This is a genomic window from Streptomyces sp. NPDC048496 (assembly GCF_043200055.1).
Classification (GTDB): domain Bacteria; phylum Actinomycetota; class Actinomycetes; order Streptomycetales; family Streptomycetaceae; genus Streptomyces.
This window is the reverse complement of sequence record NZ_JBICXB010000082.1, coordinates 1-14439: the sequence shown is the minus strand read 5'-3', so window position 1 is coordinate 14439 and position 14439 is coordinate 1. Positions and strand designations below refer to the sequence as shown.

Below are 14439 nucleotides of genomic sequence, written 5' to 3'. Positions count from 1 at the left end.
CGCTACGGCTCCATCGACCACGTCAACTCGGCCTACTGACCGCACGTGTCGGTGTGCGGCCGAACCCGGCCACACCATGCCCCGGGCCCGGCCTTGCGGGCCCGCCCCCAGGTTGCTCCGTCAGCCCTGGGCGGTCAGCCCTCGAAGCGGGCCGGTCGGGTGGACCACTGCAGGGGCGGTGTTCGTGACCGGCCTGCTGGTGGCAGCGTTCCCGCGGCCACCGGCGGCACCTCCTGACTGCGCGGCGCACCGAAGCATCGTGGCCGCGGTGCGCCGCGGCCCGGACCTGCCGCCCCGGGACGCTCTTGCGGCAGGGCGAGACGTTGTCGGTCGGCCCACGTTCGATCCGGGTGATCTCGAGGCCGGCCATCTGGCAGAGCCCGGCCGTGGCATGTCGCGGCATGTCGCTGTGGGGTCGTGTCGGTGTACTGTGCCGGCGCCGTCCTGGCGCGTTCGTACCCGGCGCCCGCGCAGCCTTCCTGACCACCGCCGCGTTCACCGCCGTGGCCTTCGCCGTGACCGCACGCGCACTGCCGCCCGGTCGCACGGCGCTCACCGAGACCGCCTGACACACCACCACACCAGCCGGCCCCGGCAACCGCGGAGGCCGGCTTCGTCGTTCTTCGACCGCCCCGGCCGCAGCGGGTGGCGATGCCGGGCCGCACGGCTTCGAGCGGTTGACGGCCGGCGGCACCCGGGCAGCGGTCGGTGCGGTTCGCGCTGGAACACGCCGTTGGTCGACAGGTAGTTGGTGACGTCGGTGTCGTACTGCGGCAGCGCGAAGTTGGAGAAGGTGGCGTAAGACTTGGTGAGTCCTGCAGCCCGGCGTCAAAAGCCGCGCGGTTCAGGTCGTACCCGGTGGCGGCGTGGCTGACCAGGTTGAAGGCGTCGTCGACCGAGGGCCGGGCGAACTCGCTGATGTGCCCGCCGGGACGGGCGCAGCGCGGCGGCCCGCGGCTGAGAGGCGTTCGGGCGGGACCCGGCTCATGGCCTGTCGGTGATACGGGTCATGAGCCGGGCCCGCCCGGTCCGGAGCATGAGGCGGCTGTCCGTCAGAACACGACCCTGGCCCGGCGGACGGCCGCAAGGGCCTCCTGGGCACCGGAGGTGAGCTCCAGCGCGACCTCGCCGTCGCGGCCGGACAGTGCACGCATGTACGCCACGGCGTCCGCGCTGACAACCCCCGCCGGTTCGCCCGAGCCCAGCAGCCAGGTACCGCCCGCGGGGCCGCTGAGCTCCAGGCGGACCGGCGCGTCGGACCAGGCCAGCGCCAGGTCGCGGACCACCTGCTCGACGATGTGCCGGTCGTGCTCCTCGAGTGCGACCGGCTGTTCCGTGGCCCGCGCCAGGTCGATGCGGTGCATCCACAGGTCGCGTACGTAGATCACATCGAGCAGGTAGGCGATGGACATCCGGGGCACCCCGGGGATCCCGCTGTCCACCGTGACGCGCCGCATCGGACCGGGCCTCCGTCTGCGGGCGCGCACGGCGCGGGGCCACAGCAGTGCGAACTGCTCCACCAGTGCCGGCCCGGCCTCGGAGGCATGGTCGTCGATCTGCACGGCCATGTGGGCATCGAGCGTGATCTTGTCGGGGTAGCGGCGCGGCCCCACGAGCTGGCGGCGCAGCATCGTACGGAGACGGATGTTGTCCTCGCACTGGCCGACGAGGTGGGAGACGAGGGTGCGCACGTCCCACTCGCCGCAGTCGGTGGGGAGCGGCCAGTCGCCGTTGCCCAGGCCCTTGAGCAGGGTGAGGGCTGCCCGGCCCTCGGCCTCGGCGATCTCAGCCGACTGGTTGCGGCCGGTCTGCGGCAGGTGTGCGGCTGCCTTGAAGGATGTGGTCATCGAACTCGCCCTCCTCGGGGGCAAAGTAGCCAAAGAACATGTCCAGTGCCGTCTGTGCGAGCCGGGTGAACCGGCCCTCCCCGGCCGATGGAGACGGTTCGTTGGAGAGCTGCTGACTGATCACACCGGACGTCAGCACCGTGTAGAGGGCCACGCCTTCCTCGCTTGCGGCCGCAGGCGCCAACTGCCCGGCGTCCACGGCCGCTTGCAGTGCCGTGCGCAGGGCTTCCAGCTGTCGCACGGCGGGCTCGAACGCCCGGGGAGAGGGTTCAAAACCTGGCACTGGCCGCCAGTAGAGGAGCTGCGCGAGCACCGGGTTGGCCATCACCCAGGTGATGGTGGCCTCCTGGCCCGCGGTGATGGCGCTCCGCGGATCCTCGCAGAGCATGGCGAGGTACGGATCCAGCACCTCGACCGCCTGACGCATCCCGCGTTCGAACAGCGCGTCGTAGACGGCCATCTTCGACGGGAAGTACTGGTACAGGGACGGCGGACGCATGCCCATCCGCCGCGCGACCTCCGCGAGGCTGAGCGCCGCCACGCCTTCCTCTGCCATGACCTCGACCGCAACGTCGAGGATCTCCTGCACGGTCTCATTGCGACGGCGGAGCCTGCGATCCTCCCTCATGCCATTAAGGAAGCCTAAAACCAGTAGGGAAGTCAACACCCCGTCGGGTACCGGACGTTGGAGGCTGCGTCTGCGCTCCTTCGGCGAAACCGTGTGCGGCGGGGCGCCGGGGCGGGTGTGATCGTCGTCGAACTGGCCCCAGACGTCCTCGATGAACCACTGCGGTGTGCGGTCGGCGCCGTTGATCAGAGGCACCATCCGCTCGCGCGGGCCCGGTCCTCGGGCGCCCTTCCCCCGGTCGTACGTGGAGCTTGCCGAACCGGCACCGCCGCCCGGGACCGGGCAAGGTCGTCTCGCCGCGGGATGTGTGCCCGTGCACCGGGCTGGCCCGGCTGTCGTACGGGCAGGCCCACGCGCTGCTGGGCCAGCACACCGCGTCCGCCGGGCAGGGCACCGGCTGGGACCTGCACGAGTGGGGGCACTCCGGCCTGACCCACCTCGGGGAGGCCGGAGCGGGCCCGCTGATGCTCATGGCCAAGTCGAGGCATCGCAAGCCGGGAAACGTGAAGCGGTACTTCAAGCCGTCGCCGCAGGCCCTCGCGGAGGTCACCGGCCTGCCGGCGCCCGGGGGCGGCCGGCGCTGAGCGGTCGTGGTCGCCGTTGACGGCCGGGACGCCTCCCGCGCCTCCGAGGCGCCCCGGCAGGCCGGTCTGCTGGTGGTGGCACTAGTGCTGCGGGGCGTCCTTGACGAATACGATGCCGTCGATGTCCGCCAGGTGGGCCGGGTCAAGCGGGGAGTAGCCGAACCAGGGGGATACGCGGGGCGCGGGCCGCGTGTCGCCGAGGGCGGTGGCCAGCCGCGGGGCGTCGATGATGCAGCGGTCCTCCGGGAGCGCGTACAGGAGCCCTTCGACGGTGTCCGGCGGCGGCGTGTCCACTGCCTGGTGCCGGATCGTGCCGAGCGCTGTGGCCACGAAGGCGTACCCCTCGCCCAGGTGGGCGCTCACCAGCGCACCGGCGCTCCACCACTGCAGTGGCAGGTCACCCATCCGCATCGTGCTCTTGTCCCGCTGGAGATGGCCGTTGTGGGCGTGGACCAGTGCCGGGCCCCGAGCGGCGACGGCGAGGAGGTTGCGTGCCATCATCTGGTCCCGCAGGCCCACCAGCCGGGTCATGCGGGCCGGTGAGGTGTCGGCCATCCAGTAGTGGTAGCGCAGCAGGCCGGTCGCGGTGCGCCCGTACAGGCGCGCCCGGTCCCAGTCGTCCCGCGATGTCGCCATGATCAGGTGCGGCGTCTGCTCGTCGAGCAGCGCCACCAGATCATCGGCGAGCAGCCGCAGCCGGCTGGCCTCGGCCGACTGCCCCACGGACTGGGCCGGGTCCATCATCGCCGCGGGATTGGTCCACCGGTCGTCGGCGCCGAGCAGGCGGTCGAGCGTTTCCGCGGTGCAGGAGAGCAGGTCCGTGTCCACCCGGGCCGAGAGGTAGCCGTGGAGTGCGGTGAGGGCCTGCCGGGGGCTCGCGGCGCCGGTGATCTCCAGCGGGCCGTCGAAACCGGCGAAGCGGAGCCGCTCGGACGCGGGCCGGCCGTCGTTGTAGGCGCGCATCCAGCGCACGAGTTCGCGGTTGGCCGCGAAGGTGCCCCAGCCGTGGCTGAATCCGTGCTCCATGACTTCGTCGAGGGTGCCCGTGCCCGAGGTGACGTAGCCGTCCACGACCAGGCCCATCATGCAGTCGCTCTCGATCGCGATCGTCCGGTAGTCCTCCTGCTCGACGAGTTGCCGGAAGAGCTCGTTGCGCAGGTCGAGCAGAGTGTCCTCGCCGTGGGTGGGCTCGCCCAGGGCGAGCAGCCGCGGCCGGGCCGGGAGCAGCCTCATGACGGCGGCAGCCTCGACGGCATGGGCGGTGTCCTTGATGTCAGTAGCCATGCCTTCGACGGTATCGTTGAACCTTCGGTTGAAACTTCCCCGCGATATTGTCGGTCCTATGGGTCGAAACCTTCAAAACGGTGAGCGATTCAGGCCGGTTGATCTGGCGCGCGGGCACGGTCTGTCCACGCAGGCGATCAGGAACTACGAGGAGGCCGGCATCCTTCCGGCCGCCGGTCGCACACCCCACGGCTACCGCACCTATACCTCGCTGCACGCGGGGGCCCTGCGCGCGTTTCTTGCCCTGGTTCCCGGCCACGGCCACCAGACGGCGACGTCGATCATGCGGGCCGTGAACCAGGGCGCGGTCGAGGAGGCGTTCCGCCTCATCGACGAGAGCCACGCCCAGCTCCTCGACGACCGGCGGACGCTCCAGGCCGTGGAGAGCGCCCTCCGCGACCTGGAGCCCACCACGGTGTCCGAGCCGGCCGCGGTGTCCGGGCCCGGCGGCGCGTTCATCGGGCCGCTGGCAGGGAAGCTCGGGATCCGGCCCGCGACGCTGCGCAAATGGGAGCGCGCCGGGCTGGTGCGCCCGCGCCGCGACCCGCGGACCGGGTACCGCGTCTACGACGAGGCCGACGTACGGGACGCCCGGCTGGCCCACCAACTCAGGCGGGGCGGCTACCTGCTGGAGCAGATCGCCCCGCTGATCGCCCAGGTGCGGGCGGCCGGCGGGCTGGAGCCGCTGGAGGCCGCACTGTGCGACTGGCGCGGCCGGCTGTCCGCCCGCGGGCGGGCGATGCTGACCGGGGCCGCCGAGCTGGAGGCTTACCTCCGCAGGCGCGGATGAGATTTCGGTCGCCGGCCGAAGAGAACAAGGGTCGTGAACAGGTGTCCCCTCTCGTTGGATCTTGCAGAGGTGGGGCCGCTGACCTGCGGGGTGACAGGCTGAGTCGCGACTCGCGGAGGGCGAAACAAGGCGTCCTGGAAGGGCTGCGGCGTGTGCGGGCCGGCCGGCGGCGCTGTCTTGCCCACCGTGTGCCGGCACACCGTTGCGGCCGTGTGCGACGGCCGCCGGCGACGGGGCGGGCCGCACAACGGCGGCCCGCCCGGTCGACGTGCGAAGGGCTCCCGGGCGGGCTTCCGTTTCCATGCTGCCCCCGATCCCTCCCGCTCCGGTGCGGCCGCGCGGCAGACGGGGCCGAATGGGGTCGGGACTGCCGTGCGGCCGGGTGGTACCGGACGAATGGGTCTGCGTACACGCCTTCGGTGCCTCCCGTTCGGCGGTGCCTGCGGTGGGCTGCCGGCGCGGCCTGATGGCCGCCCGCTCCCCCACGTACCGGCAGGGCTTCTGGGGCCGGGGGAAACCGCTTGGCGGGATCTTGGCCGGCTTCCGGCCGGCCGGGGCGGGCGGTGACCGCGACGGGCAGGGCCGCCGCGACCTGATCGCCCGCGTGGGCGCCGGGCCGGGGCTCCGGCCGGCCGGGGCGTCATGGGCGGCGGGACGTGTCCCGGGACCGCGCCGGGCCCGCACGCCTTCGGCCGGGCGGGACACTCACCGTGACGGCAGGGGCCGCGGGAAGGCCCCGGGGGAAACGGGACGGGGCCAAAGGGGGGTGGGCGCCGGTAAAGCAGCCGCCGGTGAGGCGGCCCAGGACGCAGGCGATCCAGGGCCGTGGGCCGGGGGGTTGGCAACTGCTTGCCGGTGCGTGGCGCACAAGGACGGTTTAACTCGATCGTGTGATGGCCGGCTCGTGGGCTCGTGGTGGTCTGGGCTGGTCGGGCTAATGTGATCAGCGCGATCTGGGACGCCGGGTGCGGTGCCGGCGTGCGGGGCCCCTGCTCCACCAGCGAGATGGTTCAGGGCCTCCCCGTCGCCTCTGGCCGCGTCCATATGGCCAGGTCGTGAGGGACTCCGCCCTTCCGGCTCGGACCACGGACAGGATCCGTGCCGCCGCCCGGTTGCGAAAGCGGACGACCAGTGCGCCCAAGACCGTTCGGGGCGTGCCAGCGCGCAGGACTCACTCCTGCTCAGTGCTCAGGAACGGTTGTCCGCTGCGGATGTTCCTGCTTCCTGCCGCCCTCCCCTGCCCTTGCTGACGGCCCGCGTTCGCGGATCCGCGAGGCGCCCGGCTGCCGCGAGGGTGATGAGCGGGGCCGGCGGGCCGGTGGCAGCAGCGGGCCGCGCCCGCTCCGCCGTGCTGGTGGCGCTTGTGCGTCGGCCCGTCTGCGGCGAAGCCGACGCCTTGGCGCGCCTCGCCCGATGCCTATGGTGAGTGGTGACCAACCAGGAAACGGGCTGTCAGCAGGGCACCGTCCGGCCCGGATATCTGGCTGCGGCGGGTGTGTTCGCGGTCGGGATGATGGGCACGACCCTGCCGACACCGCTGTACGGGCTCTACCGTGAGCAGATCGGTTTTTCCGAACTGGTCGTCACCGTGGTTTTCGCCGTCTACGCCATCGGTGTGATCACCGCGCTGCTCCTGGCCGGCGGCTTCTCCGATGTTCTCGGCCGTCGCCCGGTCCTGCTGTGCGCGCTGGGGCTGGCCGCGCTGAGCGCGGTGTGCTTCCTGCTCGAGGGCGGGCTGCCGCTGCTGTTCGCCGGTCGTGTCCTGTCGGGGTTCTCCGCCGGACTGCTCAGCGGTACGGGCACGGCCGCCGTACTGGAACTGGCACCCGCCGGGCGCGGTGAGCGCGCAGGATTCGCGGCGACCGCGGCCAACATGGGCGGTCTGGGACTCGGCCCTCCGGTCGCGGGGGCCCTGGCCCAGTACGCGCCGTGGCCGCTGCAACTGCCGTACCTGACCCATCTGGTGCTCCTGGCGGCCGCGGTGGCTGTCACCTCGCTGCTGCCCGAGACCGTGCACCGCAGCGGGGCCAGGCCCCCGCTGCGGCCGCAGGGCATGGTCGTCCCCGCCGAGGTACGCGGTGTGTTCGCGCCCTGCGCGCTCGCCGCCTTCGCCGGATTCTCGCTGCTGGGCCTGTTCACCGCGGTCGCGCCGGCCTTCCTCACCCAGACACTGGGCGTGCACAACCTGGCCGTGTCCGGCGCTGTCGTCTTCTGCGTCTTCTGCGCCTCGGCCTGCGGGCAGTTGCTGATGGGCCGCGTCGGCACGCGCAACGCCCTGCCCATCGGCTGCCTGGTGCTGGTGGCCGGCCTGTTCGCGGTGGGGACGTCCCTGCTGCCGGCGTCGTTGCCGGTCCTCCTCGTGGGTGCCGTGACAGGCGGCATCGGCCAGGGCCTGGCCTTTAGGGCGGGCCTGACCGTGGTGAGCACGCTGGCTCCACACACCCACAGGGGCGCCACCATCTCGGCGTTCTTCGTCGTCGCGTACGCGGGAATCTCGGTGCCCGTCATCGGGATCGGCGCGCTGGCGGTGACACTGGGGCTGCGCAATGCAGGCCTGGTGTTCGCAGGTTGCGTGACGCTGCTGGCCGCCACGGCGGGCGGCTACCTGTGGCGGCACCCGCCCGCGCGGGCCTGAGCCCGTCCGCAGGCGCCGGCCCCACAGCAGGGAACACCAACGGGGCGAGTGCGGTGCACCCGCCCGCACCCGTGCGGCGGTTCGGGGCGGATGTGATCCTGCAAGCGGGCCGGGGGCCCGGCCATGGGCCCCAAGGAGGACATCGGCAGCGCCACCGGCCCGGGCACACCCCGGCCCGGCCCGGCGCTGCGCCGGGCCGGGCCGGGCCGGGGCGGGCCGGGGCGGGGCGGGGCGGGGCGGGGCGGGGCGGGGCGGGGCGGGGCGGGGCGGGGCGGGCGGGCGGGCCGTCACCGCACTGCGGCACGGCACGGGCACCTCGGCCCGCGCGGGCCGACGGGCCACCCGGGTCACGCTCGCAGCCGTCGCCGCCGTCCACACCGGCCTGTACGGCCTGCACGATCCCGTCACCGCCACGTACGCGCTGTCCGCAGCGGTGGCGATGGCCGGCCTCTCCCACACTCCCGGCACCGGGCACCAGCGCGCCGCCGTGGTCCGGGTGCTCCCTGCCGGCCGGATTCCCGTGACGGCCGGGACCCTGCTCGCGGTACACACCCGGGCCGCGGTGGCGGGGGTGCTGGTGATCGGCTTCCCGCTCCCGCTCGCGGCAATGGCCCGCCCACGGCTCGCCAGGGCCGCGCCGGGCCTGCAACTGCTGTACATCCTGCCGCGCTTGCCCGCGTACGCGCCGCAGACACTGGCAAAACGGCTGGGCGGGACGACACTGGGCATCGTGCCCAGGACCCACGCCCCTGTCGTGCGGATCATGCCGGCCTCACGGGGTCCGGCACGCACCTGTGCGCCCTGGCCGCCGGCCGCCGCCCCCATGGCCCTCAAAACATGGGGACCCTCTTCGCGCGGGCTGCTTCCTGCGCCCTTGCGGCTGCACGCACCACGGCCACACCAGCCGCTCCGCGATCCGGCCCGGCCCATACGAAAGACCCCGGGTGAGCCCGGCATGCTCACCACAACAGTCGGCACGAGGTGCACCGGGGCACCGCATCGGCCGTGCCGGATGCCCCCGGACCGGGCCCCTCGGGATCGGCGGCACAGGTTTCGCCCCGCTGCTGAAGCGCCGCAGCAACGGGACCACGGGTCCCGGCCCCTGCCGGTCGGGCGATCCGTGTGCCGGGTCCGCCGCCCTGCCCCTGGCACGGGAGGCTCTGCGCGATCTTGGCCGCGAGCGTGTTTTCGCGGACGGCCCCAAACGAGCCGGCCCGACGACCGGGCACCTGGGACCGGGGTCGCAGGACTGCGGCCGGCCGAGTCCGCCTAGCGCGACACGCGGTGGACTCGGCAAACACTTAGTATGGCGTAGCAGGTGTTATGGGGCACCGGGCGTGGGCCGCGCACGTGGTACGGCCGCCTGGGACCGGGCACCGCCTTGATGTGCCCCCCGCATGCCGGAAACCCCGGCCCGATTCCGACGGGCCGGGGTTTCCCTGGGATGCAGGTGGCTCTACCACCACCCGTCGCGGTAGTTGTCGACGACCCGGAAGCTGCCCACGACGCCGTTGCGGACGAACACGCCCCCACGGACGAAACCGGGCGTGACACCGGTGCTGGCACTGTAGGGACCGACCGTCGCGATCGGGGAACCGTTGTCGCAGGTCGCCCCAGTGAAGACCTCGACGGTCTTGCGGCTGTCGTTACGGACGTTGAAGCTCCGCGAGCCCAGGCCGCTGACCACGGTGATGCAGCCGTCCGTGTGAGCGGAGTACGTCCGCTCGTTGAAGTGGATCCGCCCCTCTTCCCCGTAGCCGTAGTCGTAGTCACGGTCGCGGTCGCGGCCCTCGTCCCCCTCGCCTCTCCCGCCGCTGCCACCACCGGCGGGAGCCATCGCGGGAGCGGCCTGCTGGACGAACGGGGCGGCCTGGGCGGACCCGGCTGCCGAGGCGTAGGTGACGCCGGTGGTGGCGAGGACCGCTGCGCCTGCTGCGGCGGCGGCCACGGCGGCGGTACGCGTGGTCATGTCACTTCTTCCTGTCTCACGGACGCCGTCGGCCGGGCAGCCGAACCGAGACGAACGTACTGACGACCCCATTGGCTGTCATATCGGGAATACCGGTGGTGTGACCCCAGGGGGCCGACCGGGTGTACCACGGCACTTCTCGCACACCGACTATTACCTGATGAGAAGTCAAGAAGTCGCAGAGCACGTACGGCTGGCGCATCATTAGGCTTTCCGGGCGACTCGCTGACGCCCGGTCACCCTGTCGGCAGTATGCCGCCGGATCACAGCACGCCGGCAACCGCGATCACCCCGTCGCCCCGAATGGCTTCCATCGACGCCCTCCCGCCCTGAATGACCGTCTCGAGGACGCAGAGAAGAACCCTTTTCTGAATGACCGTCATCGAAAACTGTTCCACCGGCCCGAATGACCCTTCGCCATGTCCGCCGTACCCTGAATTTCCGTCACCGGTGTCCGCTCAGGCCACAATCTCCGTCATCGCGCCTGTGATCATCCCCTGGATGGACGACGCGTCGCGCGTCTTCCTTCTCCTCGGTTCCTGATGACGTACGCCAACCTCAGGTCTTCCTCGGAACATCCGATAAACGTTCCGCCGAAAACACGGAGTTGCACAGGTTGCACACGGACCCGTCCAGGTGACCGGGCGTAACTCACAGGGGAGGCTGCGTGCGAAGAGCAACGATGGAGTACAGCGTTAAGGTGGTCGCGGAAGCGGGGATCACGGTGGGGCACACCTGCCCGCACGATATCCCCGCACATAAGTACGGTCACATGCAGTACGGGTCTTGGGGCCGCAAGGTGAATTGGGTGAAGTACAAGACCGGCTCCGGCCGTTGCGGCACGGTGAAGATTGGCTCAGCCACTGCGAAGCTTCCTGCCGAGGAGGCCGACCGGCGATACTGGTCGACGCATTCATGACGCCGCGACCGCGCCCCTTGCGGCGCAGCCTGGTTCTCCGTTGTGTTTCCGTATTGTCCGTTGTCCTCGCCGCCGGGTCCAAGAGCGGCGCCGGCGAAGCAACCGGGCCGAGCACACCGAAAAAAGTCCAGGGCAGCACCGGGAGCACCCCCTGCGAAACGTCTGATCCCGCTGAGAAGGGACTGGGTAAGCAGGTCGAGGAGGCTCTCGGTACGCAGGAGGTCAGTGGCAGTGATCCGGTGTTTGCCGAGGCCGGCCTTGAGCGCGTCAGCGACGGATTCCACACCGAACCGGAACTGACGCGAGGGCGCTCGTACAAGTTGGCGGTCGCCTGCGCCGGAAAGGGCAAAATCACCCTGTCCGTAGCGCTGAAGGCCCCCGTTAGCCAGGCCGTGGACTGCGACGGCGTTTCCCGCTGCCAGTGCGTCACAGCGTCCGCGGCCAAGGTCACGATCGTCGCCGTGGGGGCGCCCGGGGCCGCCGGGGTGGTTGGCCGGCGCCTGGACAAGGCCGACAAGCAAGCCGCAGGCCCACCGGCACACAGCACAGCACTGTGCCCCGCGTCCATGAGGTCGGATGTGGGGCGCAGTCCGTGCGAGCAAGGTGCTGTCCCGGTCGACGCTCAGGTGGTGCTTGCTGCCGGGCCGGGCGCGGTGACCGGCGAAGGTCCGTGAGCCCCGCTTCGAGTGCCTTGACATGTGAGCCGTCGATCGCAGCGTCATCCGTCTCCAGCAGGCCTTCTTTGCGTAGTTGCGCCAGAAGAACCTCGTGCGGACGGGGCCGTGTCCACGGCCCCGTCGGCCCGGGCCGCTTCGCGCCGATCGGCATCGCCGCCGCCCTCGCCCTCGCTCTCACCGAGGACGGCCACCAGAGCGAGGAATACGTCCTCACCGGCGACGAGGTGCTCATCGCCGGTGAGCAGGTCCAGATCATCGCCCGGACGACCGGCCGCGGCATCGAGGTCCGTGCGGCGGCCGCACCGGCTCAAGCCGTCCACTCCCGCTTCCCCGGCAAGGCGCCCCAAGCACTGGCCGACGCCATCACGCAGGGGTTCACGCTCCTGCGCGCCGGCACCGTCGGGTCCTGGACCGACACCGTGGAGCGGCTGCTCGGACGCCGGCCCCGCACGTTCGCCGACCGGTGCGCGCGCAACGCCCCCGCGTTGCGACGGCCTGCCGCTGCCTGGCAGGACGGATGACCGCCCCCGCTTCCGCCTCGCCCGCACGACCCCGCCACCAGGGCCGCACTCAGCATCGGCTCCCGGGCCGCCGAACTCCCGGGGCCGCACAGCCCGAGGGAGATGGCTCCCCCGGGCCGCCCCGCAATCGCCTTGTGCTGACCGTCCCGCCACGCCCGCCCGCGCCGCCCGCCCGGCAACCCTGACCGCCGCCGAACGCGCACGGTTGAAACAGGCCGCCTGCAACCACAGGACCGGGCACCGACTGCGGGTACGCGCCCAGGTCGTCCTGCACGCGGCACCCGGGCGCTCCAACGCAGCGATCGCCCGCGAAACGGGTCTGCACCTGGACACGGCCCGCACCTGGCGCGGCCGATTCGCCGAGCACCGGCTGCCCGGTCCGGCGAACCGCAGACGCAGCGGCCGCCCGGTCTCCTTCACCGCTGCCCGTCGGGGCCGAGCGTCAGTGTGCTGCCTTCTCAGCCCTTCCAGGTGCCCTGGAGGTCCGCGAAGCCCCACCCTCACGGGCGGGGGCGGTAGAGCGGTCCTGTTGTCGACGCAGGACGACGTTCCCAGGACGAGGCCCGCCACGGCTGTCATGGCCGCGAGCCCGCGCCGGATCCGGATGGACATGGATGGATACCCCTTCCCACGGGAGCCAGGGGCCGGGGGGCCGGGGGGCCGGGGGGCCGGGGGGCCGGGGGGCCGGGGGAGCGTCCTTTGGCCCACCCGGCCGTGCCGCACGGTGTTACCGGCCGACCGGCATGCTGACCGAATCGCTCCAGGTGACAGTGAACTTCAGCTCGCGCCGGCCCGCCGGGAAGACTGTGCGTGCTCCATTGGACAGCATGACGGCAGGGCCCTCCTTGGCCCCTTGTCCGTGCGGCCCTTTCGTGGACACCTGACGGGTCAGCGACTCGACGTTCATCTTCCGCGTGAGCTCGAAGCCGACCTTCACCGTCTTGTTCAGGCTGTGGTAATCGCTCACGGTCGCCTTGAGGTTGAAGGAACCGAGGAGTGCCCTCGGCGGCCTTCTCGTCCGCGCCGAGATACGACGCGAAGCCGGCGAGCTCTGCGGCCATGAGCAGCTTCAAGGAAATGGCGTTCAGGCCGGCACCGTACGTGCTCGACCGTGTCACCGGCCTCGGTGCCCTGACGCATCTTCAGGTACTTGCGGGCCACGTCCATCCAGATGTGCTGCCGGAGCGGGCCTGCCGGCCCGGGCGGTCGATGGGCTCCTTCGCCCGTTCCCTTGAGGACTTCTTCACCCTCCGTGGCCTCGCCTTGCCCACTGACCAGGCAGAACGACTCGCCGCAGGCAGACGAAGGCGCCGCCTCGACACAGTTCCCGAGCCGCTGCGGCACGCCGTCGCCGCCTTCGGCGCCCACCGGATGCGGGCCCAGAACCGGCCCCGGCGGGCCGGCACCCGGCCTCGCAGCAATCACACCCTGGAAACGGCCCTGACCATCCTGCGTGACCTGGCGCTCTTCTTGATGACAGAGCGGGGGAAGAACGACTGGGCCCTGGTCGATGTTCACGACATTGAAGCCTTCCCTTGCCGTCCTGCCCCCAAGGCCCGAAAGCGACGACGGATCATGCCGGGGCAGCTCTTCCGCTTCGCCCGTTCCAAGGCACATCGTGCTGGCCGGTCCGACCCGGAACCCGGCCTCAAAGAGCTCCAACGGCTTGTGCGACCAGACCCTCACCCTCGACCAGCAATCGGGAACTCTTCCGCCGCTGGACCACCGGTGATCACGTCCATCCCCACGAGGCACTCGTGGGGATGCCGGCGCTGCTGCAGGGCACGCGAACGCCGACAACTGTCACCGGCGGCACCGGTACCGCAGTTCCTGCCGGCTGTCCGAGACCGCCACCGAGCGCGGACGGCCTCCCCCCGCAGCGCGGGGGGAGGCCGTCGGTACCGCTGGACGCGAACGGTGCGTCACCGGGGCGGGAACTCGTCCTTCCGGCTGCCGGCACGGCGTCCGGGCCTGTCCTCGGCCCCGCGTCCGCCCTCCTTCATGGACTGCTCCTGCATGCGCCGGGCCTCGTCGTGCAGCCTGCGGCGTTCGTTGGGATCGCTCGTCTGCTCGGCACGCTCGTTCAGCTCACGGACCTTGTCCTGCATCTGCTGCGCACGACTGGCGGACTCGCCTGCAACGCTCATCATCACTCCTGGGGAGGTGAGGGTGGGACACATCGCAGCCAACCAGCGCTGTCCCGCTTACGCACCCGGAAGGGTCACTGTGCGCAATCGCCGCAGACAGCCGGCCCTGAAGAGAGCACGTCACATCGAGAACGCGCCCCTCGCGTCCCACCCTGCCACCCTGCCGCGGTGCCGCGGTGCCGCGCCGAGCTCGCCGCGCTGCGCAAGGAGAATGCCCAGCTCAAGCGGGCGAACGAGGTGCTGCGCACCGCCTCGGCGTTTTTCGCGGCGCAACTCGACCCGACCCGGCCCAGGTGATGGCGCTCCTCGACGAGCACCCGCACCTGGGAGTCGAGTGCGTCCCTGGGGAACTGCACATCGCCTCCTCCACCTACTACCGCTGGCGCCGCGCCGAGCGCGAGCCGTGTGAACGGCGCCGCCGCGACGCGGAGCCGACCG

The 14439-nt window shown here is 71.7% G+C and carries 11 protein-coding genes and 3 pseudogenes; 6 read left to right on the top strand and 8 right to left on the bottom strand.

What is annotated here, in order from left to right; all coding sequences use genetic code 11:
* The first annotated feature begins 401 nt into the window (after positions 1–401).
* Positions 402–569: a hypothetical protein gene (locus tag ACGFSA_RS33425; RefSeq protein ID WP_393309782.1), complete on the top strand. Its 168-nt coding sequence runs from the start codon at positions 402–404 to the stop codon at positions 567–569.
* Between the two features lie 483 nt (positions 570–1052).
* Here the strand turns inward: ACGFSA_RS33425 and ACGFSA_RS33420 are convergent, their stop codons facing one another.
* Both ACGFSA_RS33420 and ACGFSA_RS33415 read right to left on the bottom strand, forming a co-directional pair.
* Positions 1053–1847 (bottom strand): maleylpyruvate isomerase family mycothiol-dependent enzyme, encoded by a 795-nt coding sequence (locus ACGFSA_RS33420; protein WP_393309781.1) that lies wholly within the window; start codon positions 1845–1847, stop codon positions 1053–1055.
* Positions 1786–2673 carry a TetR/AcrR family transcriptional regulator gene (locus ACGFSA_RS33415; RefSeq protein ID WP_393309780.1) on the bottom strand — a complete coding sequence of 296 codons (888 nt, stop codon included), beginning with the start codon at positions 2671–2673 and terminating at the stop codon, positions 1786–1788. Before ACGFSA_RS33415 ends, ACGFSA_RS33420 begins: the two co-directional genes overlap by 62 nt.
* A 65-nt stretch (positions 2674–2738) precedes the next feature.
* Between ACGFSA_RS33415 and ACGFSA_RS33410 the strand changes: the two are divergent.
* Positions 2739–3059, top strand: a pseudogene (locus ACGFSA_RS33410) (site-specific integrase); the annotation flags it as partial.
* An 81-nt stretch (positions 3060–3140) separates the two neighbouring features.
* Here the strand turns inward: ACGFSA_RS33410 and ACGFSA_RS33405 are convergent.
* On the bottom strand, positions 3141–4343 hold the full coding sequence (locus ACGFSA_RS33405; protein ID WP_393309779.1) for an erythromycin esterase family protein: 1203 nt from the start codon (positions 4341–4343) through the stop codon (positions 3141–3143).
* 58 nt (positions 4344–4401) lie between these two features.
* On the opposite strand from ACGFSA_RS33405, the gene ACGFSA_RS33400 reads away from it, so the two are divergent.
* Together ACGFSA_RS33400 and ACGFSA_RS33395 are read left to right on the top strand one after the other, a co-directional pair.
* A complete protein-coding gene (locus ACGFSA_RS33400; protein ID WP_393309778.1) occupies positions 4402–5133 on the top strand; it encodes a TioE family transcriptional regulator in 732 nt (243 codons plus the stop codon).
* Between the two features lie 1429 nt (positions 5134–6562).
* Complete coding sequence (locus ACGFSA_RS33395) at positions 6563–7768, top strand: MFS transporter (protein WP_393309777.1); 1206 nt, start codon at positions 6563–6565, stop codon at positions 7766–7768.
* A gap of 1456 nt (positions 7769–9224) precedes the next feature.
* On the opposite strand, the gene ACGFSA_RS33390 is transcribed toward ACGFSA_RS33395, so the two are convergent.
* From ACGFSA_RS33390 to ACGFSA_RS33380, 3 genes and pseudogenes are all read right to left on the bottom strand, one after another.
* Positions 9225–9737 (bottom strand): hypothetical protein, encoded by a 513-nt coding sequence (locus tag ACGFSA_RS33390; RefSeq protein ID WP_393309776.1) that lies wholly within the window; start codon positions 9735–9737, stop codon positions 9225–9227.
* A 263-nt stretch (positions 9738–10000) separates the two neighbouring features.
* Positions 10001–10135 (bottom strand): hypothetical protein, encoded by a 135-nt coding sequence (locus tag ACGFSA_RS33385; RefSeq protein WP_393309774.1) that lies wholly within the window; start codon positions 10133–10135, stop codon positions 10001–10003.
* A gap of 1114 nt (positions 10136–11249) precedes the next feature.
* Positions 11250–11451, bottom strand: a pseudogene (locus tag ACGFSA_RS33380) (IS5/IS1182 family transposase); the annotation flags it as partial.
* On the opposite strand from ACGFSA_RS33380, the pseudogene ACGFSA_RS33375 reads away from it, so the two are divergent.
* Positions 11355–12266 (top strand): annotated as a pseudogene (locus ACGFSA_RS33375) (helix-turn-helix domain-containing protein); the annotation flags it as partial. The pseudogenes ACGFSA_RS33380 and ACGFSA_RS33375 sit on opposite strands and share 97 nt — an antisense overlap.
* A 315-nt stretch (positions 12267–12581) precedes the next feature.
* Here the strand turns inward: ACGFSA_RS33375 and ACGFSA_RS33370 are convergent.
* Both ACGFSA_RS33370 and ACGFSA_RS33365 read right to left on the bottom strand, forming a co-directional pair.
* Complete coding sequence (locus ACGFSA_RS33370) at positions 12582–12821, bottom strand: hypothetical protein (protein ID WP_393309773.1); 240 nt, start codon at positions 12819–12821, stop codon at positions 12582–12584.
* A 955-nt stretch (positions 12822–13776) separates the two neighbouring features.
* Positions 13777–14004, bottom strand: coding sequence for a DUF6381 family protein (locus tag ACGFSA_RS33365; RefSeq protein ID WP_393309772.1), 228 nt, complete (start codon positions 14002–14004; stop codon positions 13777–13779).
* Between the two features lie 165 nt (positions 14005–14169).
* On the opposite strand from ACGFSA_RS33365, the gene ACGFSA_RS33360 reads away from it, so the two are divergent.
* Entirely contained in the window at positions 14170–14298 is a 129-nt protein-coding gene (locus ACGFSA_RS33360) for a hypothetical protein (protein WP_393309783.1), read from the top strand.
* Positions 14299–14439: the final 141 nt, after the last annotated feature.

Excerpts from the sequence above, each read along its gene's own strand:
- ACGFSA_RS33425 (WP_393309782.1), top strand. The coding sequence starts at position 402 with ATGTCGCTGTGGGGTCGTGTCGGTGTACTGTGCCGGCGCCGTCCTGGC.
- ACGFSA_RS33400 (WP_393309778.1), top strand. The coding sequence starts at position 4,402 with ATGGGTCGAAACCTTCAAAACGGTGAGCGATTCAGGCCGGTTGATCTG.
- ACGFSA_RS33365 (WP_393309772.1), bottom strand. The coding sequence starts at position 14,004 with ATGATGAGCGTTGCAGGCGAGTCCGCCAGTCGTGCGCAGCAGATGCAG.
- ACGFSA_RS33420 (WP_393309781.1), bottom strand. The coding sequence starts at position 1,847 with ATGACCACATCCTTCAAGGCAGCCGCACACCTGCCGCAGACCGGCCGC.
- ACGFSA_RS33415 (WP_393309780.1), bottom strand. The coding sequence starts at position 2,673 with ATGGTGCCTCTGATCAACGGCGCCGACCGCACACCGCAGTGGTTCATC.
- ACGFSA_RS33405 (WP_393309779.1), bottom strand. The coding sequence starts at position 4,343 with ATGGCTACTGACATCAAGGACACCGCCCATGCCGTCGAGGCTGCCGCC.
- ACGFSA_RS33390 (WP_393309776.1), bottom strand. The coding sequence starts at position 9,737 with ATGACCACGCGTACCGCCGCCGTGGCCGCCGCCGCAGCAGGCGCAGCG.